The sequence below is a fragment of the Hahella sp. NS-SX17 genome (genome assembly GCF_057367735.1).
The window spans coordinates 1,367,084-1,390,745 of the sequence record NZ_CM170632.1 but is presented as its reverse complement, the minus strand read 5'-3'; the positions used below and the strand labels follow the sequence as shown (position 1 = coordinate 1,390,745).

Annotated in this window: 21 protein-coding genes and 1 other RNA gene; 10 read left to right on the top strand and 12 right to left on the bottom strand. The window is 50.6% G+C overall.

The features are described 5' to 3' along the window. Window positions 1-285 precede the first annotated feature (285 nt). From AC2IBB_RS06260 to AC2IBB_RS06245, 4 genes are all read left to right on the top strand, one after another. The gene (locus AC2IBB_RS06260; protein ID WP_011395022.1) at window positions 286-492 is read left to right on the top strand and encodes a TIGR02449 family protein; all 207 of its coding nucleotides are present in this window, start codon (window positions 286-288) and stop codon (window positions 490-492) included. Then, window positions 492-779 (top strand): cell division protein ZapA, encoded by a 288-nt coding sequence (locus AC2IBB_RS06255; RefSeq protein WP_486332042.1) that lies wholly within the window; start codon window positions 492-494, stop codon window positions 777-779. Before AC2IBB_RS06260 ends, AC2IBB_RS06255 begins: the two co-directional genes overlap by 1 nt. 102 nt (window positions 780-881) lie before the next feature. Continuing rightward, window positions 882-1,064, top strand: a non-coding RNA gene (gene ssrS / locus AC2IBB_RS06250) — 6S RNA. A 12-nt stretch (window positions 1,065-1,076) separates the two neighbouring features. Next, window positions 1,077-1,676 (top strand): 5-formyltetrahydrofolate cyclo-ligase, encoded by a 600-nt coding sequence (locus tag AC2IBB_RS06245; protein WP_486332041.1) that lies wholly within the window; start codon window positions 1,077-1,079, stop codon window positions 1,674-1,676. 349 nt (window positions 1,677-2,025) lie between these two features. Here AC2IBB_RS06245 and ilvA read toward each other — a convergent pair whose 3' ends face one another. Beyond that, on the bottom strand, window positions 2,026-3,543 hold the full coding sequence (gene ilvA / locus AC2IBB_RS06240) for a threonine ammonia-lyase, biosynthetic (RefSeq protein WP_486332040.1): 1,518 nt from the start codon (window positions 3,541-3,543) through the stop codon (window positions 2,026-2,028). Between the two features lie 121 nt (window positions 3,544-3,664). Between ilvA and rpiA the strand changes: the two genes are divergently transcribed. The 3 genes from rpiA to ppa all read left to right on the top strand — a co-directional run bounded on the left by rpiA (window position 3,665) and on the right by ppa (window position 6,305). Beyond that, window positions 3,665-4,342, top strand: a complete 678-nt coding sequence (gene rpiA, locus AC2IBB_RS06235; RefSeq protein WP_486332039.1) for a ribose-5-phosphate isomerase RpiA — start codon at window positions 3,665-3,667, stop codon at window positions 4,340-4,342. A gap of 217 nt (window positions 4,343-4,559) precedes the next feature. Beyond that, complete coding sequence (locus AC2IBB_RS06230) at window positions 4,560-5,690, top strand: acyl-CoA dehydrogenase family protein (RefSeq protein ID WP_486332038.1); 1,131 nt, start codon at window positions 4,560-4,562, stop codon at window positions 5,688-5,690. Between the two features lie 87 nt (window positions 5,691-5,777). Beyond that, a complete protein-coding gene (gene ppa, locus AC2IBB_RS06225; RefSeq protein WP_486332037.1) occupies window positions 5,778-6,305 on the top strand; it encodes an inorganic diphosphatase in 528 nt (175 codons plus the stop codon). A gap of 74 nt (window positions 6,306-6,379) precedes the next feature. Here ppa and hldE read toward each other — a convergent pair whose 3' ends face one another. Next, a complete protein-coding gene (hldE, locus tag AC2IBB_RS06220; protein WP_486332036.1) occupies window positions 6,380-7,813 on the bottom strand; it encodes a bifunctional D-glycero-beta-D-manno-heptose-7-phosphate kinase/D-glycero-beta-D-manno-heptose 1-phosphate adenylyltransferase HldE in 1,434 nt (477 codons plus the stop codon). A gap of 177 nt (window positions 7,814-7,990) precedes the next feature. Between hldE and lpxL the strand changes: the two genes are divergently transcribed. Genes lpxL through rfaQ form a run of 3 tightly spaced genes read left to right on the top strand, consistent with a single transcriptional unit; the run spans window position 7,991 to window position 11,179 of the window. Continuing rightward, window positions 7,991-8,923: an LpxL/LpxP family Kdo(2)-lipid IV(A) lauroyl/palmitoleoyl acyltransferase gene (gene lpxL / locus AC2IBB_RS06215; protein WP_486332035.1), complete on the top strand. Its 933-nt coding sequence runs from the start codon at window positions 7,991-7,993 to the stop codon at window positions 8,921-8,923. Window positions 8,924-8,930: 7 nt separating this feature from the next. After that, on the top strand, window positions 8,931-10,058 hold the full coding sequence (locus tag AC2IBB_RS06210) for a glycosyltransferase family 4 protein (protein ID WP_486332034.1): 1,128 nt from the start codon (window positions 8,931-8,933) through the stop codon (window positions 10,056-10,058). Further along, entirely contained in the window at window positions 10,055-11,179 is a 1,125-nt protein-coding gene (rfaQ, locus tag AC2IBB_RS06205; RefSeq protein ID WP_486332033.1) for a putative lipopolysaccharide heptosyltransferase III, read from the top strand. The genes AC2IBB_RS06210 and rfaQ overlap by 4 nt, the downstream gene beginning before the upstream one ends. Here rfaQ and AC2IBB_RS06200 read toward each other — a convergent pair. The 10 genes from AC2IBB_RS06200 to glnE form a co-directional block, all read right to left on the bottom strand. Beyond that, window positions 11,125-12,240, bottom strand: coding sequence for a glycosyltransferase family 4 protein (locus AC2IBB_RS06200; protein WP_486332032.1), 1,116 nt, complete (start codon window positions 12,238-12,240; stop codon window positions 11,125-11,127). The genes rfaQ and AC2IBB_RS06200 overlap by 55 nt on opposite strands. Before the next feature lie 16 nt (window positions 12,241-12,256). After that, on the bottom strand, window positions 12,257-12,877 hold the full coding sequence (locus tag AC2IBB_RS06195) for a hypothetical protein (protein WP_486332031.1): 621 nt from the start codon (window positions 12,875-12,877) through the stop codon (window positions 12,257-12,259). Window positions 12,878-13,163: 286 nt separating this feature from the next. After that, window positions 13,164-14,000 carry a glycosyltransferase family 2 protein gene (locus AC2IBB_RS06190; protein WP_486332030.1) on the bottom strand — a complete coding sequence of 279 codons (837 nt, stop codon included), beginning with the start codon at window positions 13,998-14,000 and terminating at the stop codon, window positions 13,164-13,166. Continuing rightward, complete coding sequence (locus tag AC2IBB_RS06185) at window positions 13,990-15,114, bottom strand: O-antigen ligase family protein (protein WP_486332029.1); 1,125 nt, start codon at window positions 15,112-15,114, stop codon at window positions 13,990-13,992. Before AC2IBB_RS06185 ends, AC2IBB_RS06190 begins: the two co-directional genes overlap by 11 nt. A 155-nt stretch (window positions 15,115-15,269) precedes the next feature. After that, window positions 15,270-16,397, bottom strand: coding sequence for a glycosyltransferase family 4 protein (locus AC2IBB_RS06180; protein WP_486332028.1), 1,128 nt, complete (start codon window positions 16,395-16,397; stop codon window positions 15,270-15,272). A gap of 471 nt (window positions 16,398-16,868) precedes the next feature. Next, window positions 16,869-17,633, bottom strand: a complete 765-nt coding sequence (locus AC2IBB_RS06175; protein WP_486332027.1) for a glycosyltransferase family 2 protein — start codon at window positions 17,631-17,633, stop codon at window positions 16,869-16,871. A 5-nt stretch (window positions 17,634-17,638) separates the two neighbouring features. Then, the gene (gene waaC, locus AC2IBB_RS06170) at window positions 17,639-18,661 is read right to left on the bottom strand and encodes a lipopolysaccharide heptosyltransferase I (RefSeq protein ID WP_486332026.1); all 1,023 of its coding nucleotides are present in this window, start codon (window positions 18,659-18,661) and stop codon (window positions 17,639-17,641) included. Continuing rightward, entirely contained in the window at window positions 18,654-19,700 is a 1,047-nt protein-coding gene (waaF, locus tag AC2IBB_RS06165; RefSeq protein ID WP_486332025.1) for a lipopolysaccharide heptosyltransferase II, read from the bottom strand. Before waaF ends, waaC begins: the two co-directional genes overlap by 8 nt. Window positions 19,701-19,735: 35 nt before the next feature. Further along, window positions 19,736-20,659, bottom strand: a complete 924-nt coding sequence (locus AC2IBB_RS06160) for a branched-chain amino acid transaminase (RefSeq protein ID WP_486332024.1) — start codon at window positions 20,657-20,659, stop codon at window positions 19,736-19,738. Window positions 20,660-20,754: 95 nt separating this feature from the next. After that, the gene (gene glnE / locus AC2IBB_RS06155) at window positions 20,755-23,646 is read right to left on the bottom strand and encodes a bifunctional [glutamate--ammonia ligase]-adenylyl-L-tyrosine phosphorylase/[glutamate--ammonia-ligase] adenylyltransferase (RefSeq protein ID WP_486332023.1); all 2,892 of its coding nucleotides are present in this window, start codon (window positions 23,644-23,646) and stop codon (window positions 20,755-20,757) included. Window positions 23,647-23,662 lie beyond the last annotated feature (16 nt).

Below are 23,662 nucleotides of genomic sequence, written 5' to 3'. Positions count from 1 at the left end.
CGGCTCAGGCTTTCGCCATCATGTTTTTTACGGTTCTGACGCCAATTTTATCAGGATCGACTCACGCCAGAATAATGCTGCGTATGCTAACATGACGCCCACTTATATCGCCACGCGGGTGCGCACGTTGACCCCCTTACATCGGCGACTTATATTTAATTGGACGCCCATGCGCCTACAGTTTGGTTTTCTAACATTTTTCCGCTTTGATTTGCGTCCGTCATAAGTCGAGTCATGTTAGAAAACTCTTCCTGAAGAACCCTAGCAATACCACTGGAAAAACTTATGGATGTTTCTCAGTTGCAGCAGTTAAGCGATAAAATTGACCGCCTGATACAGAAGTGCAAACAGCTCGAAGCAGATAATCAGGCGCTACGCCAGCTGCAGGAAGACTGGCAAAAGGAACGCATGCAACTATTACAGAAGAACGATCTGGCCCGCTCCAAAATCGAGGCTATGATCAGTCGTTTGAAAGCATTGGAGCAACGTTAATGAGTCGCACCAACCATACCGCCACCGTCACTATTCTAGACAAAGAATATTTGGTCGCGTGCCCACCGGAAGCGCAACGCCAACTGGAAGATGCAGCGCGAGCGCTGGATCAGAAAATGAAAGAAATCCGTGCATCGGGGAAGGTATACGGAACCGAGAGAATCGCCGTCATGGCTGCTTTGAACTTGACATATGATTTGATGCAACAAGGACAGAAAACCGAACAGGTCTCTTCCACCCTAAGTTCGCTACATGAAAAGCTGGACGCCGCACTGAAAAACAAATAACTTTACAAAACATACAATTACGTAATCATAAAAGAAAAAAATATTGAATTTTCCCAGTTCACCCCACTGCTTTTTTTACATTTTTCGTTATAATAGGACCCAAGCTCCCTGAACTGCTCGCCAGTCAGATACGTCCTCGAGCCGATGAATTTTATTATTGGTTACCTCCTGCGAGTGATGTGTGCAAGTCCCTCTTGAAGGGAAAGCCTAATTCATTCCAGCGGTTACCTCCTTGAACCAAAGGGTTCAAGGGCCACGTCAGACAGCGGCTGTCTCGGGGAGTTTACTTTTTCTGCTATGAATAAAGCGTCTATTCGTCGCGCCATGCGCAAGAAACGCAGAGCGCTGACACCCGCTCAGCAACGCACAGCCGCCTCCGGCTTGCGAAAATCACTTAACTCATCTATCCATCTCAGTCGTAGCGCCCGTTGGGGTCTATATCTCGCCAACGATGGGGAGATCAATCCGTTCCCTACTATTCAGCGCCTGTGGCGTAGAAAAAAAGCCTGTTATCTACCCGTACTACACCCCCTGTACCACAACCGTCTGTGGTTCGTTCGGTATCAGCCCGACGCCAGACTCAAACCCAACAAGTACGGTATTCCTGAACCTGTGCTTCGGGGGGCAAAAAGAGTTCCACCCTGGTCATTAGGTGTGGTGTGCTTTCCTCTAGTCGCCTTTGATAAGAAAGGCAACAGACTGGGAATGGGTGGCGGCTATTACGATCGCACGTTTGCGGATCGTCGCGTGATAGTCAAAAGGCCAAAGTTGATAGGGCTGGCTCATCACTTCCAGCAGCTCCCAGAGTTACCTCACGAGCCCTGGGATATCCCCCTGACCGCCGTCGCCACGGATCAGCAGTTACATCATTTCAGAAACAAAAAAGCCCTGCGTTAACAGGGCTTTTTTCGAATCGTCTGGAAGGCGGGAACTAACTAACGTCCTCGCCTGCGACGGAAACATATGTGGGCGACGTGCGTGCTTCCTTGTGGCCAAAGGTTGTGAAGCCGCTGACGACCAACCCAAGGCAAAATACGATCACAAGCGTAAGCATGACGTCAGGCTTGCGCTTCATGCATCCCCCTAATTTTCATTGGCGTTTTTTTAATTTTATAAATCAGACAAATAGGTAATTGTCTTAACTTGAAATTATAGAAAAGTATTGTAACTCCTGCCTGATTTAAATCAAAGCTTTAAAACACAATAGTGTGACCGTTTCTGCCTTTATATTAAAACCACTTAATTATCAAGCACCTAGAAACAGTTTGTAGGCAGGGTTATTGGTTTCCTCCCAATACCGGAACCCCACGGTATCCAGCATTTTCCGGAACTCCGCCATTTCGTCATCGTTCACCTGTGCGCCCATTAATACACGACTATACGCAGCGCCATGATTACGATAATGAAACATAGTGATATTCCAGCGTGCGCCAAACGCCATGAGAAACTTCATCAGCGCCCCCGGACGCTCAGGAAATTCAAAGCGGAAAACTTTCTCATTGGTTAACGCAGGAGAATGGCCGCCCACCATGTGACGGATGTGCATCTTGGCGACTTCGTTATCGGTAAGATCAAGCACCGAATAGCCTTTCTCTTCCAATACACCAACCAGCTCTTTGCGCTCTTCCTGTCCGGTACTGATCTGGACGCCCACAAAAATTTGCGCTTCTGTCGCATCACAATAACGGTAATTAAACTCAGTGATATTGCGGCGGCTTAATGCTTGTATAAAACGCTTGTAGCTTCCCGGACGCTCCGGGATTCTTACCGCCAGAATCGCTTCACGCTCCTCGCCCACTTCGGTGCGTTCGGTAATGTAACCCAAGCGGTCAAAATTCATGTTCGCGCCGCTTACTATCGCAATCAGGTTTTGATCCTGAACTTTTTCCCGCGCCACATACTTCTTCAAGCCAGCTATAGCCAGAGCGCCAGCGGGTTCAGCAATAGAGCGGGTATCTTCGAAAACATCTTTGATGCCTGCGCAGATTTCATCTGTGGAAACAAGAACAACTTCGTCCACATACTGACGACAAACCTCCCATGGGGCCTTGCCAATCTGTTTGACGGCTACGCCGTCAGCAAAGATGCCCACCTCCGGCAAGGTCACCCGTTTCCCCGCCTTCAATGCAGCATAAAGACAGTTAGAATCTTCCGGCTCTACGCCGATAACTTTGACGTCAGGCCGCAGATACTTGATGTACGCAGCAACACCTGCAATCAGCCCGCCACCGCCAACAGGTACGAACACCGCATGGATGGGAGACGTGTGTTGCCACATAATCTCCATCGCCACAGTTCCTTGACCGGCAATAACCTCCTCGTCATCGTAAGGAGGAATATAAATGTACCCTTTTTCTTTCACCAACGTCTGTGCGTACGCCGCCGCCTCATCAAAAGCGTCGCCTTTCAACACGACTTTTGCGCCTTTAGCACGCACTGAGTTCACTTTGATTTCCGGCGTAGTCTGCGGCATCACAATAGTCGCCTTGACGCCCAGCTTCTGCGCCGCCAACGCCAGGCCCTGCGCATGGTTGCCCGCCGAGGCCGCAATCACGCCCTTTTCTTTTGCAATTCCAGCCAACTGCGCGAGTTTGTTGTACGCCCCACGCAACTTGAAAGAGAAAACAGGCTGCAGGTCCTCACGCTTCAATAAAATATGATTATTGAACCTGTGGCTCAGCAGGTGGGCCGACTCCAAAGGAGACTCTATCGCAACATCATAGACTTTGGCGTCCAGGATCTTTTTTATATATCGGTGGGGCATGATGGGAACTTACTAAATCGCTAGCGGAATTAAGCGCCAAATAATATCGGCATTACGGACCCAACGTCTACTATTGAAAGGGCGCGGAGTCTATAATTGCCAATTTTTTGAGGGCGGGCTTATGAACCAGGACGAATTAAAACAGGCAGTCGCTAAAGCGGCGCTGGACTACATCAAACCCCACCTGCAGTCGGACACCATCCTCGGCATCGGCACAGGCTCTACCGCCAATTACTTCATCGACGCGCTTGCGGAAGTAAGAACCCAGTTCGAGGGCGCAGTGGCCAGTTCAGAAGCCTCCGCAGAACGCTTGAAGAAGCATAATATTCCCGTATACGAGCTTAATTCCGTTTCCGGCCTGGAGTTTTATATTGATGGCGCGGACGAAACCAATCCACGTCTGGAGCTGATCAAAGGCGGCGGAGCGGCGTTGACGCGAGAAAAAATCGTCGCCGCCAACGCCAAAACCTTTATCTGTATCGCCGACGAGTCCAAATGGGTGGACGTACTTGGCGATTTCCCATTACCAATAGAAGTCATTCCCATGGCGCGTAGCTATGTCGCAAGGGAGTTGGTTAAACTGGGCGGCGACCCGGTCTATCGAGAAGGCTGTGTGACGGACAATGGCAATATTATCCTCGACGTGTTCAATCTGCGTATTCTGGAGCCCGTCAAACTGGAGCAACAGATCAATCAAATCACTGGCGTGGTCACCAACGGCCTGTTCGCCATGCGCCCTGCTGACGTACTCCTGCTGGGATCGCAGGAAGGCGTAAAGACCATCAAAGCCAACGACTGATTGAGAATCTGGCGCGCTCCCAGGATCGCGCCATTTATCTCTCCCGCCTCCAGTCGACCAAAGCGTCTTTCAAAATCCTCTCAGGATTCGGTATTTACCCATTTTTCAGAATCCCCCTATTCTCTCCTCTCTCCCTCAATTAAAAAACAAGCGCTTGCTTGGCTTTTAATTGATCGATAATCTGAGCCCTGATAACAACTAGATAAGGGATTGGCGCATGTTCAACGAGACTCATCAAATGGCGCGGCGCACAACCGCCGCATTCATCAAACAACATGTCGCGCCTTATATTCAGGAATGGGAAGAAGCTGGCTCGTTTCCTCGGGAGATCTATCGTCTGGCTGGAGAGGTAGGCATACTGGGCGTTGGCTTCAATGAAAAGTGGGGAGGCTCCGGCGAAAACGATATATTGATGAAGATCGCTGTCAGCGAAGAGCTCATGCGCAGTACTTCCGGCGGGTTTGTCGCCAGCCTGGGTTCATTGGATATCGCCTTGCCGCCCATTGCCCGTTGGGGCAGCTCTATACTGCAGGATAAAGTGATTCCACCTGTGCTCCAGGGCGAAAAAATCGCCGCACTCGCCATTACAGAACCTGGCGGTGGTTCCGATGTCGCCAATCTGCAAACTCGCGCCGTACGAGAGGGTGACGCTTATCGTATAAATGGCTCCAAAACATTCATTACCAGCGGCCATCGGGCGGACTTCTACACGGTGGCCGTACGCACCGGCGGCGAAGGCCATGCAGGTATCAGCCTGATTTTGGTGGAGCGGGAGCGAGAGGGATTTAGCTCTGGCCAACCCCTGAAAAAGATGGGCTGGTGGGCGAGCGATACAGCAGAGCTGTTTTTTAATGACTGCCTTGTTCCGGCTGAAAATCTCATCGGTCCGGAGAACAGCGGCTTCATCGCCATTATGAGCAACTTCTTGATGGAGCGCCTGGCGCTTTCCATTATGGGCTATATGACCGCGCAAATCGCTTATGAACAGGCATTGAGCTACGCTCGCCAGCGCGACGCGTTTGGTAGAAAAATCGCCAAGTTTCAGGTCATCAAGCATCGTCTCGTTGAGATGGCGACACAGGTGGAAGTTGCCCGCAACTACACATTAAATATTGCTCAACGCATACAAAACGGTGAGAACCCGATCAAGGAAGTCGCCATGGCGAAGAACTTTTGTTCTCAAGCCGCTCAAGAGGTGACGGACGCCGCCGTCCAGATTCACGGCGGCATGGGTTACATGCGCGAATCCGTAGTGGGACGCTTATACCGGGACGCTCGCATACTCAGCATTGGCGGCGGCTCCACCGAAATCATGAACGAGATTATCGCCAAGCAACTCGGTCTCTAAGCTCGGACAGACGCCTTATTGGTTTTAGCGGGGCAAAGCTCCTATAATTTGCTGCCCAGCTTTTTAATAGAATGGAAAGTACAGATTATGAACTTTGACAATATTTCCGCAGGTAAAGAACTGCCAGACGACATTAACGTCGTAATCGAAATTCCTGCGCAAAGCAGCCCGATTAAATACGAAATCGACAAAGACTCCGGTGCGGTAGTTGTCGACCGTTTCATGGCCACGCCCATGTTCTACCCCTGCAACTACGGCTTTATCCCTCACACGCTGTCTGACGACGGCGACCCGCTAGACGTACTAGTAGTTGCGCCCTACCCGATCCAGCCAGGCGCAGTGATCCGTTGCCGTCCAATCGGTGTGTTGAACATGACTGACGAAGCCGGCGAAGACGCCAAGCTTCTGGCCGTACCCCACTCCAAGCTGACCCCGCTGTACAAAAACGTCAACGAGCCGACTGACCTGCCTGAGCTACTGATCAAGCAGATCGAGCATTTCTTTGAGAACTATAAGGATCTTGAAGAAGGCAAGTGGGTGAAGATTGCTGGCTGGGCGAACCGCGAAGCGGCCCGTAAGGCTATTCAAGACGCAGCGGCGGCCTACAAAGGTTAATGTTGCGGACTCCGGCGACGCCTCTGCGTCGCCGGCTATTTCCCCTCAAAATAAGTCTTCGCAATGCGGGGCGGCTACTTCTCCTGATCCTTGCGAATCTTTTCAACGATAGCGGTGGTTGAACAATTATCCAGAAAGTCCAACGCCCGAACTTCTCCCCCATAGCCTTCGACGATTTCCCAACCGACGACTTGTTCTTTGCTGTAATCGCCGCCTTTGACCAGGATATCCGGCTTCAGAATCTCTAATAAACGCTCTGGCGTGTCATCTTCATACCAAGTAACCCAGTCCACCGCTTCCAGACCAGCAAGCACCGCCATTCTGCGTTCAAGAGGGTTAATCGGACGCGCCGGTCCTTTCAAACGGCTCACTGAGGCATCGCTGTTAATCGCGACGACCAAGCGATCTCCCAGTTTCCGCGCCTGATCCAAATAACCCACATGGCCAGCGTGGATAATGTCGAAACAGCCATTAGTGAAAACAATTTTCTCCCCATGAGCGCGAGCGTCGTCCAACGCCACTTTCAGTTGATCCACCGTCATAGCGCCACGCCCTGCGCCTTGCTCTTGTTGCACCGCACGACGCAACTCTGGCGCGCTGACTGACGCCGTACCGAGTTTGCCGACCACAATACCGGCGGCAATATTGGCCAACGCCACCGCCTGCCCCATTTCACTACCTGCCGCCAAAGCCGCGGCGAGAACAGAAATAACCGTATCGCCGGCGCCCGTAACATCGAAGACTTCTTTCGCCTGCGCGGGCAAATGCAACTCAGGTCGCCCCGCTCTCAGCAAAGTCATTCCCTGTTCGCTGCGAGTCACCAGCAACGCTTCAAGCTCCAGTTCCTCCACCAGTTTTAAACCACGCTGAACCAGCTCCGCTTCGCTTGCGCAATGCCCCACTACCGCTTCAAATTCAGATAAGTTTGGGGTGATCAGGGTCGCGCCGCGATATTTTTCGAAGTCGCTGCCCTTGGGGTCGACAAGCACAGGGATTTGCTTGCTTCGCGCCAATTGAATAAAAGCTTGCGGATTGCGTAATGCCCCTTTGCCGTAATCGGATAGAATCAAAGCGCCTGCGCCAGCCAGCCGCCCAGCAACCTTCTTTTCCAGGGGCTCCTGAGGAACGCCAGCGAAACTCTCCTCGAAGTCCATCCTGATCAATTGCTGATGACGGCTGACAACTCTCAGTTTTGTGATAGTGGGCAGGGTTGCATGTTCCTGAAAATCCGCCAATATGCCTGCGGACTCCATTCGCGCCGCCAGTGACTGGGCGGCTTCGTCTTTACCGGTCACTCCCAAAATCACCGCCGCACTGCCCAGCGCTGCGATATTCAGAGCCACGTTAGCTGCGCCGCCGGGTCGGTCTTCCAACTGTTCAACTTTAACGACGGGCACCGGCGCTTCAGGTGAAATCCTTGATGTCGCTCCATACCAGTAGCGATCCAACATAACGTCGCCAACCACTACGACCCGTGAATTTTGAAACATTGGAAGCTGTATCTGCATGCCCGCCCTCAAACCTGAAGCCTTCATTTAACTGTTTGCGATGGAAGGATCGCGTCGCAATATTAGCACGCCTCCCCCCTCACAGCACCTTACCGCCACGTCAACTGACCGGACAAACTGGAGAGCGGGACAGGATCGGGCTAAAATGCGCTTCTTTTATTTTGGGAACGCCATTAAGTGTCCGAAGAGAAACGAGATCTGACCTATTCAGACTTTATTCACCCCCGTTACTGGGCCACCTGGATGGGAATCGCCGCATTATGGCTGATCGCCCACCTCCCTTTATCCTGGCAACGCGCGCTGGGTGTTCTAATAGGGCGCGCGGCTTACTATTTACTCCCCAAGCGACGCCACATCGCGGAGGTGAACATCAGTCTATGTTTTCCCGAACTATCTGCGATGCAGAAGGAGGCGCTGGTCAAATCCGCTTTCGACAACAACGCTATTGGCTATTTTGAGGCCGCATCCGCCTGGTTTACAGGAAAAGAGCGCTTTCGCTCCATCACCAGGGCGCACGGACTGGAAAACCTGCAAGCAGCGCAAGCGAAAGGCAAAGGCGTTATCCTATTAGGCGGCCATTTCACAACGCTGGATCTCGGCGGCGCGTTATTTGATATTTACTCCAGCGCAGCCAGCATGCAACGAGACCACGATAACCCCCTGTTCAATCTGGTGATGACCCGCGCCCGTAGTAAGTTCTGCCATCCGCTATTAGGCAAGGATGACTTGCGTGGCCTTATCCGTCTGCTGAAAAGCGGCAAAACCATCTGGTACGCTACAGATCAGGATTACGGCCGCCTTGGTAGCGTGTTCGCGCCCTTCTTCAAGGTTCCAGCCGCCACCATTACCACGACCTCTCGCATCGCACAAAAAACCGGCTCACTAGTCGTCCCATTCAGCCACTTTCGTAATAAAGATGGCGGCTACGATGTTTACTTTGAACCTGCGCTATCCAATTACCCCACCGGCGACGATGTCGCAGACGCTACAACAACCAACCTGGCGATAGAGAACGCTATCCGCCGCTATCCCGCCCAGTATCTGTGGATGCATCGACGGTTCAAAACTGAGCCGCAAGGGAAAAGTCACCGTAAATATTCTGGAAAATAAGCGATATATGAAAATTGCGCATATCGAAAGCAGCATCAACTGGGGCGGACAAGAACTCCGAGTCATCGAGCAAATTGAGTGGCTATTGGCTCACAACCATGAAGCTCAATTAATTGCTCGGGCGGACTCAAAAATTTACCAGGAAGCCCAGAAGCGCAATCTGCCTGTTCATGCTCTGGATCTGCGTGGCTCCGCAAATCCTGGCGTCATCCGCCGCTTATGTCAGCTAATAAAGCGTGAGCACTATGACATACTGGATTGCCATAGCAGTCGAGACGCTAGCTACTCTGCGCTCGCCAAATTGATTACAGGTCAGACTGTGGTGCGTTCACGTCATGTCATAGACCCTATCAAAAATGACTTTTTACACCGGCTTGTTTGGCGAATTGGCAATGATTTCATCATCACGACGGCGGAACACATCAGACAGCAAATTATCCGCCTCAGGCTCTCCACAGCAGACCGCATCTATGTGGCGGAAGCTGGCGTGGATGCGGTCCGGTTCAACTCGGAATTGCGTCATTCTAACCAAGCTCTGAAACACGCGCTGGGAATCCCTGCAAACCACTTGGTTATCGCCAATGTGGGAATGATTCGCCGTGATAAAGGCCAGCTGTATTTTGTACAGGCCTGCGCGGAAGTCGCCGAGCGCATCCCAAATGCTACGTTTATTCAAGTCGGAGAGGCGACGGACTCCACGCGCAGCTATAAAGAAGAAGTACTGGCGGAAATTTCACGCTCTCCGCACAAAGACAGGTTCAAGTTCATAGGCTATCACGCAGATGTCGAAAACTATCTTGCCATCAGCGATATCGTAGTCGTATCTTCCGTGGAAACCGAAGCCAGGACCCGATTGGTCTCACAAGCATATTTATGCGGCGCAAATGTCGTAGCGTCAAATATAGGCGGCCTTCCAGAAATGGTTGCACACGAGAAAACCGGGCTGATCGCTCCTGCCGCCGCCCCCAAAGGAATCGCTGAGCAAATCCTTCGGCTGTACGAAAATAAAGCTCTGGCGGAAAAGCTCCGCAAAAACGCCACCCAATACGCTCTCGACAAGCTGACAATGGAAGGTATGATGGGCGGGATGCTAGACGCTTACGAGAAAGCCCTATCACTGAAAGGCGCCAAATGAGCTACCTGCCTGATGCGATTGATTTTGGCCAGATCAAACGGATTCTGGTCACCAAACTGCGCCACCATGGCGATGTGTTATTGACGAGCCCCGTCATTCACGCAATAAAGCAACAACATCCTCATATTGAAGTCGACCTGCTGATTTACGCTGACACCAAAGCATTGGTCGAGCACAACCCCGAACTGAGCCAAATATTTTGCATCGATAAAAAGTGGCGCAAACTGCCTCTGCTTCGACATTTGCTGGCGGAAAGAGCATTGCGCAAGCAGCTGCGAGAGCGGAACTATGATCTGTTGGTGCATTTGACTGATCACTGGCGTGGCGCGCGATTGGCTAGAGCCTTAAAAACGTCGTACTCCGTGGCGGCAAACTATCCTAAGCGAGCTAAGTCATTCTGGTGGAAGAAAAGCTTTACCCATTTATTTCCTATTCCTGAGACGCCACGACATACCGTGGAGACCAATCTGGATGCACTCAGAAGAGTAGGTCTATACCCTCGCCCCGAACATAAAAAGTTGGTGCTGCAAGCCAGTAGTCAGGCTGAGGCGTCAGTAGTGGAACTTCTGCAGCAGCTACAGATGAACCAGTTTTGGATTATCCACCCGACTTCACGCTGGATGTTCAAAAGCTGGCCAGTTGAGAAGAATATAGAGCTGATAAAGATGCTGCAGGATGCGGGCGTTCCATTGATTATGACAGCCGCACCGGACGCAAAGGAGCTCGAAATGATAAAGCAGATCAACGCAGGACTGGATGCGCCGCCCATCACCCTTGCAGGTGAATTGTCGCTTGATCAATTAACTGCCCTCATTGCAAAAAGCAGCGGTTTCATCGGTGTCGACACTGCGCCGATGCACATGGCCGCTGCGCTGGACAAACCTGTTGTGGCGCTTTTTGGTCCCTCAGACGAGAAGAAATGGGCTCCCTGGGGAGAACAATCCGAGGTCATTACTCACAGCGGCTTCAGTTGTCGCTCATGTGAGCTGGATGGTTGCGGCGGAGGCAAACTCAGCGAGTGCCTCGCCAGCATTGAAGCCAGAACTGTTTTTCAAACCGTTCAGCGCTATCTTCCAGATAGTGAAGCGTATGCTTCGGAGAATACTTTTTCCATTCGCTGAACCATCAGTTCGCGGGAAAATCGCTCCTCTCCAAATGTGCGAGCGTTCCACCCCATCGCACGCAAGTGTTCTCTATCGGAGATCATTTGCGTAATCGCATCCGCCATCGCCGCCACATTCTTTGGCGGAATCATCATTCCCGTTGAGTTTTCCACAATAATTTCCCGAACACTGCCAACATCCGTCGCAACAACAGGCAATCCAGTTAACATCGCTTGCATGATGCTCTGGGGAACCCCTTCATTGTCATAGGAAGCCAGCACAAATAAATCCATTGCATGCAAGTAATCCAACACATTATCCACTGTGCCGGTTAACGTGACGTAATCAGCAATTCCCAAATCCGAGATTTGCTTTTGCACATTTTCGAACTCTTCGCCGCCGCCCACCAACAATAAGTGCGCTTCTTTTCCTTTCTTTAGTAAGTCAGCGAATGCCTCAACAAGATAGCGGTGCCCTTTCCAGTCCCGCATAATCGCGACTTTCCCTATAATTGGGCGATCTACAGGCAGCCCTAATGCCGACTTAGACTTATCTTTATCTTCCGCCAGCGGATATTTATTAATTTCCAAGCCTGTAGGAATTGACACAACTTTCTGTTTCGAGAAACGCTCCTGACAGGTTAAATAGTCTCTCAATGCGTCTCCTGTAGTCACGATGTAGTCGGCGCCCTTTGCGTATAGCCAAGTAGTGGGCCAGTTATCGTGAACTGGAGCGGAAACATGTCTTGAGCGAACGACAGCAGGACGTTTGGAGAGCCAGCGACTGGCCAGAGTAAATAACCAACTGTCGGTGGAGCTATGTGTATTGATAATCATGGTTGGATTGCTTTTTAGCCAACGGTAGGCGGCCATCAACCCTTTTACGTTCTTGCGCTCAATGGGCAAAGGAAAAACTGGAATACCCCGCTTTTGGGCAGCCGAATATATCGGGGCATGCTCAGGGCAAACGATTGTCACCTTATGACCTTCAGAGATAAACCCTTCGCTTTCCCCTAGAATTCTTAGCTCTTGACCGCCCCATCCACAGGAAGACTCGGTATGAAGGATATTGAGTTTCAAGCTTTACTCCAATAAATCAGTGGATACTGTCATTACTTTTTAATTTGGCGGCCACATCGAACCTGGAAAAAACGGCTGCGATTTGTGTATCGTTTCGCCCACTTAGGTTGGCTGTCTGCAAAGCGCTAAAGCGCGCGCCCCTTGTCTCAAAAAAGTTGCGTTTGAAGCAACCCAGTTTCAGACAAGAGGTCGAAGTCAGCGCGGACATGGCTTTAAACCAGATATCATCTCCATAGGCGCAGAGTTCCATAAAACACGCCGAGTCAAATACTGCGTCAGCAAGACTTCCAGGCGGATATAGAACGCCGCCAGTGCCAACTGGCATAACGGAGACGCCTGCATCCGGTCCATGAATATTCGGCCAGTAGCGATAGCTGTTAAGCTCGCCCGCTGCGTTGAAAGTAATGTAGCGGGCGCGGTGACATATTATCTGAGCCGGGTTGGCCTTATGGGCGTCAAACAAAGTCGCCAGCCAGTCATGCGGATATAGAACATCGTCGTCGGCCGTTACTATAGGTGAATGGGGGCACTCTTTCAGCGTGAAAATAAGCTTCTTGTAAGATCTAATATCCTCACACTCGTTGATTTCCAAGCCCCGCTCCCGCAACTTGACGACCTTCGCAGGCAGCTTATCCATGTCAGACTTCGCAATCCAAAGCATAAGCCGGGCAGGTTTAATGCTCTGACTTAAGATAGATTCCAGACAGAGATACAGCTGGTCGAATCTTGGCGGATAGCTGGTCAGACTAACGATAGGCGCACTGGAGCTTCTATCCACTCCAAGTCGACGGGTAAGTAGGGACTTCATTCTCAAGTACAACTCAAAACGCCATTGCTTGCGTTCAAATCTACGTATGCTTCGCCCTGTTTGCTTTTTCAATTTCAGGCCTCACTGGCTCCAAGTCTCTAATCCTGCCCAGAAACTACTTTCGTTTGTAGAAAGGTTTCATCACCCCCAGGCACAGCTTAAGAAGCGCCACCGCGCATTTGTCCTTCAACGGCGTTTTCTTTGGCTTAGCAAGCGCTTGCCTAAGAGACTTTAAATAAATGTAGGAGTTATACATCTCAGGATATTTCTCTCGCAGCAAGCGGGCGGTGGTTATAAAGCTATTGCTATATGTCAGCCGCTCGTCATCGTGAAGCCGGATGATGGCTTGCGCTTCAGGCGCATGAACGATCTTCTTTCCGCTCATCAGAAAGTTAATGGCGATCTCTTTATCCTGCCCATTCCGAAAACGGGGGTCATAACCGCCGCGCTCAATAAATGCGCTTTTCCTGATCGTTACCGAGGAGCCGGTATAACCAGGGTTTTGGTAGATAAAGCCTGATAGTTTTGGTGTATTTACAGGGTCCTTAAACGGTAGAATTTTCCCATTTAGAAGCTTATCCAACTTCGCGACGACCAAATCTGGATGATCCTCATCAATGGCTTTCTGAATTTTCTCCAGATACCGGTCTTCCCAAATATCGTCATCGTCAAGGAAGGCGATAAACTCCCCGTCAGCCATACAGGCGCCAAAGTTTCTGGCTTGAGCCGCCCCCGCCCGATTCATAATACGATATAGACGGACCGAGTCCGGGAAGTGTGGCTCCAACTGACAAGGTTCGGTACCGTTATCGACAACAATGATTTCATATGGAGGAAGCGTCTGCCGCAACACCATATCTATGGTTGTATTGATATACTGCGGTCGGTTATAAGTTGGAATGACAACCGATATTCTATTCACCCCAGGCACCCTCTTGTTCTCAACTGTCATCCCGCCTCGCCCCCCATCTGGAGTAGCTCAAATACAAACCCAACGCCACCAGAGCTATAAACGCGGTATCTCTACGCATAGTCGTGGTTACTAACCCCGCCACTATTAAAGTCAGAAGGGTATTCATTGCAATAGTCCACAAGCATGCAAACATGGGATCTTCCCTAAGTTTGGAGAAGTCCTGTAATAGCGTAATCAGCCATGCCAAGAAAAAAAACAAAAGACAGAACAAACCTATCCCACCGTGCTCAACCAGCCAAGTCAGATAGACATTATGGGCATGCTCCACAAACCAAAAGCGGTCGGGATTGTATGTTTCTCCCCGGCTCTTAGCGACCTCTTTTATATAATCTTCTGTTAACTGCTTATACTCGTTGTATCCTCTGCCCAACCAAGGCGTTTCAGGATACGCCTCCAGTGCGGTATTCCATATTCTCTCCCTGGGGGTCATCTTACCCTCAAACATAGTGGACCACTGACTCTGTTTAGCGACAGCGCCAGGGAAAACCGTAATCAGTGCACCAGAGCCACCCAGTAATACAACAAGGGCGATAACAGCAACTTTTCTGCTCCGCATAACCACGGGAATTAAAGCAACAACAACGGATAAAGCCGCAACGCCAATTGCTGCACGACTGCTTGCCGCCAGTAGCCAAGCACCGGATACGACTACAGATGCCGCCAACATGGTAAATAGCAGCCAGCGCTTGCAAAATAAGACATACAGCAGGCTGGACAGAAGAAACTGAAAGACGATCAACACATATAAGGACGCGTGATTGACATGCTGAATATTTGGCAAGCGCAGAGCTGTAAAATTGTGGGTGCTTAGATAGTCAGGCCAGCTCCACGACATACCCGCAAAGGTAGACAGGGTAAGAGCAGCCAATAGCAACCAGTACTGCCGCATTGAAAACTGCGAATGCCTCAGTATGAAAAACACAATCAAATAACGAAGGACGTGAGAAACTTTTGTCGCCAAGTCATCCTGCAGCGCAACCGCAAGCTGGGTAACAACCATGCTTAAGGCAAGCAATACTGTCGCCAGATCCCATCTATCCCACACCAGCTTGAAGTCTTTAAGGCGGAGACGATTAACAAGCCAGATCGCCATGAAACCCACTAATCCGCTATTCCGCACCCCCTCAAGCAATGGCGTACCAACGACACCCGCCAACAGTAATGTAAACTCAACATACCGCCATATCAAATCGGTTTTGCTTAAAGAGCGCTCGCAGCAGTGCCGTGTCATAACTGAGCAGGTTCACATCACTTGCGTGAATTTGTTCGTGAGCTAAGAGTCTCACGATAAAGGTCAATATACTGTTGAGCGACAATTGGCCAGTCATGCTTCGCAATATACTCAGTTGTAGAAGCAGCGGTCTTTTGCATCAGCTGCCGATCTGCAAAAGCTTGATCTATCAGATGAGCCATAGCATCTATATCTTCACTGGGAAATAACCAGCCATTCACGCCTGGCGTCACCATTTCCAAGCACCCATCCACTGCGCTTGCGATGACCGGCAGCCCTGCAGCCATTGCCTCTAATAAAGAGTTGGAATATGGTTCTTTACGGGATGCAGACAGAAACACCGTCCCGCCTTTCAGTAGAGCAATTTTTTCATCGCCGATCGTAGGACCGTGGAAGATCACCCTATCTGCGACCCCCAACTCTTCCGCCAAAGATTTATATTTATCCATGTTGTCGCCACGCCCCAAAATCCTGAAGTCAATATCCTTACGCTGCAGCTTTGCAAAAGCTTTCAGCATGATATCGAAGCCTTTTCTGGGTATCAGATTCGCCACGCTAATGGCGTACGGTCTATCCGCGGCGTATGGAGCAACGTTAGAGAAGTCTTCAAGGCTGACTCCATTATTAATAATGTCGATACGATCTGAAGCTATTCCAAAGTCTTCCATAACATCCGCCATATAGCGGCACTGGGCGACAAAGCGATCAACAACAGCCAGCCCCTTGCGCATTCGTTTCGTCGCATAATCACTTTTGCGAATCCCCCCTTCAGGCACAATATCGCTGCCATGGGGGCGACAGATGATAGAAAAGCTCGTCCACCGCCGTAACTCACGCGCAACAAATGTCTGCGGGTATGCGGCATGGCAATGCAGCACATTGAAACGGTATTTTCGATAAACTTTATATAAATCAATAAGCCTCAGTCGATTGCCAATCTTTTTCGACCTGGGCGCTTTAAAACGAACGACATCATATGCATATTGGCTGTCGTCATACTCCCTTCTTTTCGGCGCAGGCGCCAGGACAACCACCTTGACGCCTAATTTGCTACATTCTGTGGCCAAATGGTGGAGCACTGTCTGAGCGCCGCCAATCGAAGGTAAAAACACATCTGTGTAAAAGCAGATACAAAGGTTGGACATGATAATCTTATATGCTTCCAATAATCACTTTAGCCACTCGTTCATCCCAAGAAAAACCCAGGCCTGTCACTATAAAACCGTAAACAGGGTGATAGCGCTAAAGCATTCAATCTAGTGAATCAACGACGGATAAACCTTTTCATACTATGCAGCGATATTACGCCATCTTGATGGATGCACGACAGAATAAGCCCTATTGCAAAGACTTTTCCTTAATTCTCCGTCATGCCATAAACGCGCTACTGCACATGCCAGCTGATCGACACTTTCGACCGAATACGCCAGCCCCGTCGAGCTATAGTCAATGATTTCGCGTTTGCCGCCCACCTCAGAAGCGCAATGTCAAAACCACAATCTGAACTTCCCGCCCAGTGAGCCCGGTCGACAAGTGGTGAAGCACTACCTGCATGCGCCTAACGAGAGAAAAACACCTGTATAAAAAGCATTCTGGGCCCGCCTTGCGCATCCGGTCTAGCGGTCTTCATTTACGTCCAGTTCTCGCAACTTGGCGTACTTAAAGAAACTATTCATACAACCCACTACTATGTGAACAAACCCCGGCGCACCATCTAGAAAACCCCGTTTAAGAAAATAAAACTTTATAAAGCGAAATAAAGGGCTAAAGATTAATTGGGCAAAAGAGAACTTTTTTCCTCTGCGCATCAACTCATGTGCTTGCAACGTCGTATACCGGTTTTGCTTTTCCAAATATGCTGCAACGCCATCCTCCGAGAAGTGCAGCAAGTCTCCGCTTAATCGTCCAGCTTCTGACCCCAAAATCACTTTTTCATGGATGGGATCATCGCTCCAACGCCCCTTAGACCGATCAAACAAACGTAGACTCAAATCGGGATAGCCCTCTCCATACCTGAGCCAGCGCCCCATAAATCTATTGCATCTCGGCATTGTGTAGCCCGAATGAGCAGGATTTTGCATTACTTCGAGAATTTCTTTCGCCAACTCCGGCGTCACGCGTTCATCCGCATCCAGACACAACACCCAATCATTTTCTGCTTGCTCAACAGCAAACTGTTTTTGCCTGCCATAACCCAGCCATGATTTCTCTATCACCTTGGCGCCAAGCGACTGTGCAATTTCGCGAGTATCATCAACACTACCTGAATCAATGACCACCACTTCATCCGCGAAGGCCACACTTTCTATACAGGATTTTATTCTCGCAGATTCATTAAACGTAATAATGGTTACGCTCAATAATTTTGAATCAGGGCTCACGATACTCACTCCCTATCAACAAGCTTGATAATCCTTTCCCAAATCGAGTCGGGCGAAAGCTCATTCCAGCATGGAGGGTAATTAAAGCCCTCACCCAAAACTTCATAACGGCAATGCTTTCGCATACAGGGCGCACAATGATAACTTGAGCGAAGAGAAGTCTGTTGCGCTCCGTATATTCCTGTGAGTGCAGGATTTGTTGGTCCATACAAAGCAATTGTAGGTTTGGCCAACGCAGCCGCCAAATGACCCAGCCCGGTATCCACGGTGACAATGACTTGAGCCCCGGCGATATGCTCTGCGACCCCTTGCAGAGGCATTTTTGGCAGTACCTCCACACCCGCTGAAGTTCCCAAGCGCTCAGCTCTCGCTCTCTCCTCCGCACTCCCCCAGGCAGCCCATACGCGAAACCCCGCCTCTCTACACTTTTGCGCAAGTTCGCCCCAAAAAGACTCAGGCCAGTGTTTGGTGCTCCATGTGGTTCCATGCAAGAACATAACCGTCGGCCTGGAATCGTCATGGATAGCAGGTTTCACCTTGAGTCCGTAATCCGGCTCTCCTGCCTTCGCATAACCGAGCCCCTGCGCGAATAACTCACGAGAGCGTTCGACCGCGTGCATTTGCTTGGTTACCGAATATCTACGGTGGTAAAACAAGCTGGCGAACGGCTCTCTAGCGGAGGCGCCATCATATCCAATAATTTCCGCGCTGGCTTTTTTAGCGACGAATGCGCTCTTAAGCAATCCTTGAGCGTCAATTACAACGTCATAGTCAGCTTTCAGTTTTTCATTAAAGGCCGCCCACTCATCCGACCTAAACGCTTTCAGAGGACTTTTTCGCCAACGGCGCAATGCGACGGGAATGACTTTGTTTACGGACGGGTGCCACGCAGGAATTTCTGCAAACGCCTCCTCGACCACCCAATCCAACTGCAAACCGGGCACATTCAGGGCAGCCTCGGTAACCGCAGGCAGCGTATGCACGACATCTCCCAAAGAGGACATTTTCACCAGCAGAACTTTAGGCAACGGGAGCGGCTCCCTGGTTATCAGAGCCGCAAGGCAACTTATCCAACGCAGAAATTACCTGCTGCGCCGGTAACTGCTTGAGGCAGTTGTAATGTCCCAAAGGGCAAGTGCGCTCAAAACAAGGGCTGCAGTCCAAGCCTAAGCGAACGATTTGCTTATGCTCTGAAAGGGGGGGCGTAAAGTCCGGAGAAGTAGAGCCGTAAACAGCGACCAAGGGACTTCCTAGCGCTGCGGCGACATGCATAAGGCCGGAGTCATTACTGACAACGCGAGAAGTCAATGACAACAATGCAACAGCCTCCTGCAAAGTCGTCAAGCCGGCAAAGTTCACTATGCCAACTGAGCCGCAGGCTGCCGTAATCTCCTCGCAAACAGGTTTGTCATTGGCGGAGCCAAACAGCCAAACACGCCACCCTTTGTTGAGATAGTGGCACGCAACCGCGGCATAGTATTCCGCCGGCCATTGTTTGGCTGCGCCAAACTCCGCGCCCGGGCACAACCCCAAAACCGGGGCCTCGTCTCCATTTACAGAGTACTTGGCGCATACCTTAGCAATCAGCGTCGCATCAGGCTTCAGCTCGGGGTTTGGAATTTCAGTTAGATCTGCACGACCTTTATCGTAGGCGAGCGCCACGAAGCGCTCGACCATCAGTGGGTACTGTGCTTTATCCAGTTTGCGAATATCATTCAACAAGCCATAGCGCATTTCCCCCCGCCAGCCCGTGCGCCTTGGTATGCTCGCAAACCAAGGAATTAAGGCGGATTTCAGGGAGTTAGGGAGAACGATAGACCAAGCGTAGTCTCTTGCCTTCAATGAGCTGGCCAGCTCACGTCGCGCCTTCCACATCAGCTTGCCATGACCAACCGGCATATCAATGGCGTCTCTAACTTCAGGCATGGCTTCGAGAATGGGACGACTCCAACCTGGAGCAAGAACGTCTATTTGGGCATCGGGATAAAGGCGCACAAGCACTTTAAAAAGGCTTTGCGCCATCACCATATCGCCAACCCACGACGGCCCGATAATCAGAATATTCAAGGGCTGGCGCCTCTCACAAGGAAATGAACTGAAACTTAGGCGACGGGCGTCAGCCAGTGTTTGAATTCTTCGTTACGCCCTTTAACCACGTCAAAATACAAAGACTGAAGTTTTTCAGTGATCGGTCCACGTTGTCCAGACCCGATAGGGCGACCGTCCAACTCCCTTATAGGCGTCACTTCGGCTGCCGTGCCGGTAAAGAATGCTTCATCAGCGATATAAACTTCGTCACGAGTGATACGCTTTTCCACCAGTTCAAAGCCCATGTGCTCGGCCAGATGAAAGATCGTATTGCGGGTGATTCCGTTGAGGCAAGAGGTCAGCTCCGGTGTGTAAATTACGCCATCACGGATAACAAAGATATTCTCGCCGGAGCCTTCCGCCACATAGCCTTCCGGATCAAGCAGCAGCGCTTCGTCACATCCACACGCCAATGCTTCATTAAGGGCCAGCATAGAGTTGATGTAATGACCATTCGCTTTGGCGCGCGTCATGGAAATGTTCACATGGTGCCGAGTATAAGAGCTCGTGCGAACCTTAATGCCTTTTTGCAGCGACTCTTCGCCCAAATACGCCCCCCATTCCCAAGCGGCGACAATTACATGCACGCTCAGATTATTAGCGCGCAGCCCCATGCCTTCAGATCCATAGAAAGCCATTGGACGCATATAAGCGGAACTCAGGTTGTTCTCACGCACGGCTTGACGCTGTGCTTCATTAAGCTCGTCCTTGGTAAAGGGCAGCTTCATATTCATGATATGCGCAGAGTCGAACAACCTGTCAGTATGCTCCTGCAAGCGGAAGATCGCAGCGCCGTTGGGAGTCTGATAGGCGCGAACCCCTTCAAAAACGCCCATCCCGTAATGCAGCGTATGCGTTAACACATGCACATTGGCGTCACGCCAAGGCGTCATTTTGCCGTCGAACCAGATCAAACCGTCACGATCAGCCATGGACATAGCAGTCAACTCCTTCGGGCCCAAAGCCACAAATTCTAAAACAGTAACCCAACGTTAACGTCGGAAGAATATAAATGAATAAGGGAGGAACCAGGTCACTCCGCGAAAACTTTATCCCAGAATGCTTCAACCCAACGCCGCTCTTCTTGCAGCTCGTCGGCGTGTAAACGCGCAGGGAGGTTCTGAAGCGCCAGCCGGTGCCCACGGGCGCGTAACAAACGGTATATATCGCACAGTTTATCCGCATCTGCGACAGCAAAAACGCCAGCTTCGCCCAAGGCTTCCAATATCCTGATATTGTCGCTCCAGACAACGATCTGAGGATACTCATTAGCCCAACGCAAAGCCGCATATTGAACCATAAATTCGATATCAACGATACCGCCCCTATCGTGCTTGAGGTCGAAATAAGGCGGGCTTCCAGAGGAATCGGGCTTGGCCCCCAGAGACGCACGCATTTTCTCTCTCATTTCCATGACGTCTTCGCGCAACTTAACCGGGTCCCTCGGCTGCGTGAGCAAGCCTTTTCTCACCGCTTCAAACTCAGCTCGAATAGCCGGGCACCCCGCCACCGCCCGCGACCGAACTAAAGCCTGATGCTCCCACGTCCAGGCGCTCTTCTCCTGATAAAGTCGAAATGCATTTAATGAACTGACCAATAGCCCCGAATTACCCGATGGTCGCAACCTCATATCCACTTCGTAAATATCGCCTGAAGCAGTTTTTGTCGTCAGCAGGTGAATAATCCTCTGACCCAGGCGAGTAAAAAATACTTGGTTGGCGATACTTGTTTCTCCATCGGTGTTTAAATCACCAGAGGCGCCGTGAAGAAAAACAAGATCCAGATCAGAGCCATAACTCATCTCAATCCCGCCAAGCTTGCCATATCCAATTACGGCAAATCGCATGTCATTGGCTTCGTTATCCTCATGCCCGGGCTCACCGTGCTTTTTCACCATGGTTTCCCATGCTTCGTCCACTACCTGTTCAAGAATGGTTTCTGCGATAAATGTCAGGTAATCGCTGACCTTCATCAGCGGCAGAGTTTCCCGCAAGTCTGAGGCGGCGACTCTGAGCACGTGCGCCTTTTTAAAGTACCTCAACGCCTCCATCTGTTGCTCTAGATCATCGTTGGGAATACGCAGCATTTGCTGTCGCAGCTCATCACGCAACGCAGTAGTATCAGGCGGCGTATAGAGTCCAGTGGAGTGTAACAACTCATCCAACAATAAAGGCGTAGTTACAATTTGCGTCGCAATCCAGGCGCTTTCTGCAAATAATCGAATAAGCTCCGTCAGCGCGTTTGGATTCTCATTCAGTAACGCCAAGTAAGCGCTCCTGCGCAGAACGGCTTCTACCAAAGCCAATAGTCTTCTGCACGTTTCGTGTGAGGCTCTGCTTTGCGCCAAAGACTGCAGTAGATTCGGCATGAATTCATCTAAACGCTCTCTTCCCTGCAACTGCATATGCTGCACCCTGGAGCTTAGGCGCAGCTGCTTCACCGCTTCATATATCTCACTCGCCTGCTCACACCCGAATCGCAACAACAACTCCTGCGCTTCCTCGCCAGCCAATCTACCCGCCCACAGCGCACGCCACTCAACCGCCTCCGGCTTCTCGAGCGGCGTCTCTCGACGCTCAGCAATGATGTCAGCAAAGTGCTCTGATACAGTGTCGCGGTGTTTATCAAGCTGTATCCTACACTCTCCCCACCCAGTAAAGCCCATTGCAACAGCAACTCGCTCCCGTCCTTCTTCATCCTCAGGTATCTCCTGAGTCTGCTTGTCATCCAATCCCTGAATTGCATGCTCCAGATTGCGCAGAAAAATATAAGCCTCACGTAATTCGGCAGCCGCGGAGACAGGCAATAACTCCTCATCCTCAAGACATTTCAAAGTTGACAACAAGTTGCGCTGCTGCAATCTGACATCACGACCGCCACGCATCAGCTGGAACACTTGAACAATAAACTCGACTTCCCTAATGCCTCCCCGGCCTACTTTAATATTTCCATCCAACCCCTTACGCTGAACCTCCCTTTCAATCATTTCTTTCATAGCTCTTAGAGCCTGAACAGCGCCGAAGTCGATATATTTACGGTAAACGAAGGGCTTAAGTGAGATTAGCAACTCTTCACCGGCATCAATATCCCCTGCGACCGCTCGAGCCTTGATCATCGCATAACGCTCCCAATCCCTGCCCTGCTCCTGGTAGTACGCCTCCATCGCCGCAAAGCTGAGAGCTAAAGCGCCGCTCTGTCCATAAGGTCGCAATCTCATGTCAACCCTGAACACAAACCCATCAGCCGTTGTTTTATCTAACGCTTGTATTAACCTTTGCCCTAGCCGAGTGAAAAACGTCTGGTTATCTATGGAGCGGGGCCCACCTTGCGTCTCTCCCTTCTCTGGAAAGGTAAAAATCAAATCAATATCTGAAGAAACGTTGAGTTCAGCCGCCCCCAGTTTTCCCATTGCAATAACAACCAGTTGCTGCTTATCGCCATCAACAGAAAACGGCTCGCCAAATTGCCGACACAGATCAAGATATACCCAGCGCAATGCCTCATCAATGCAAACCTCTGCAAGCCATGACATCTCGCGGGCGGTAATCTCGTAATCCGACATTTGCACTATGTCTCGCCATATAATTCGAAACATCATACGGCGGCGATATCGCCTCAACACCTGAAGCAGATCTTCCTCTTTCTGAACCTCTGACAACTCTTCAGCTAATAGCGTTCGATAATCGACAAGCTGGTAATCTTTTTGGGGCGGCAAAGTCTGCAAGAAGTTAAGAACCAGCTCAGGCTCTCTAAGAATAGTTAAAGCGAGGAAATCACTGACTGCAAACGCGCGGAGAATATCGGGATAGAAAGAAGAAAACGCGCCGAATATCTCGGCAGGCAAATCAGCAAACTCTTCCCAATACTTCTGAATTGTTGGGTGGATTGCCAACGGATATGAATTAAGCTCGCTTGGCGCAGCCATTAGTCTGTGCTCCCCT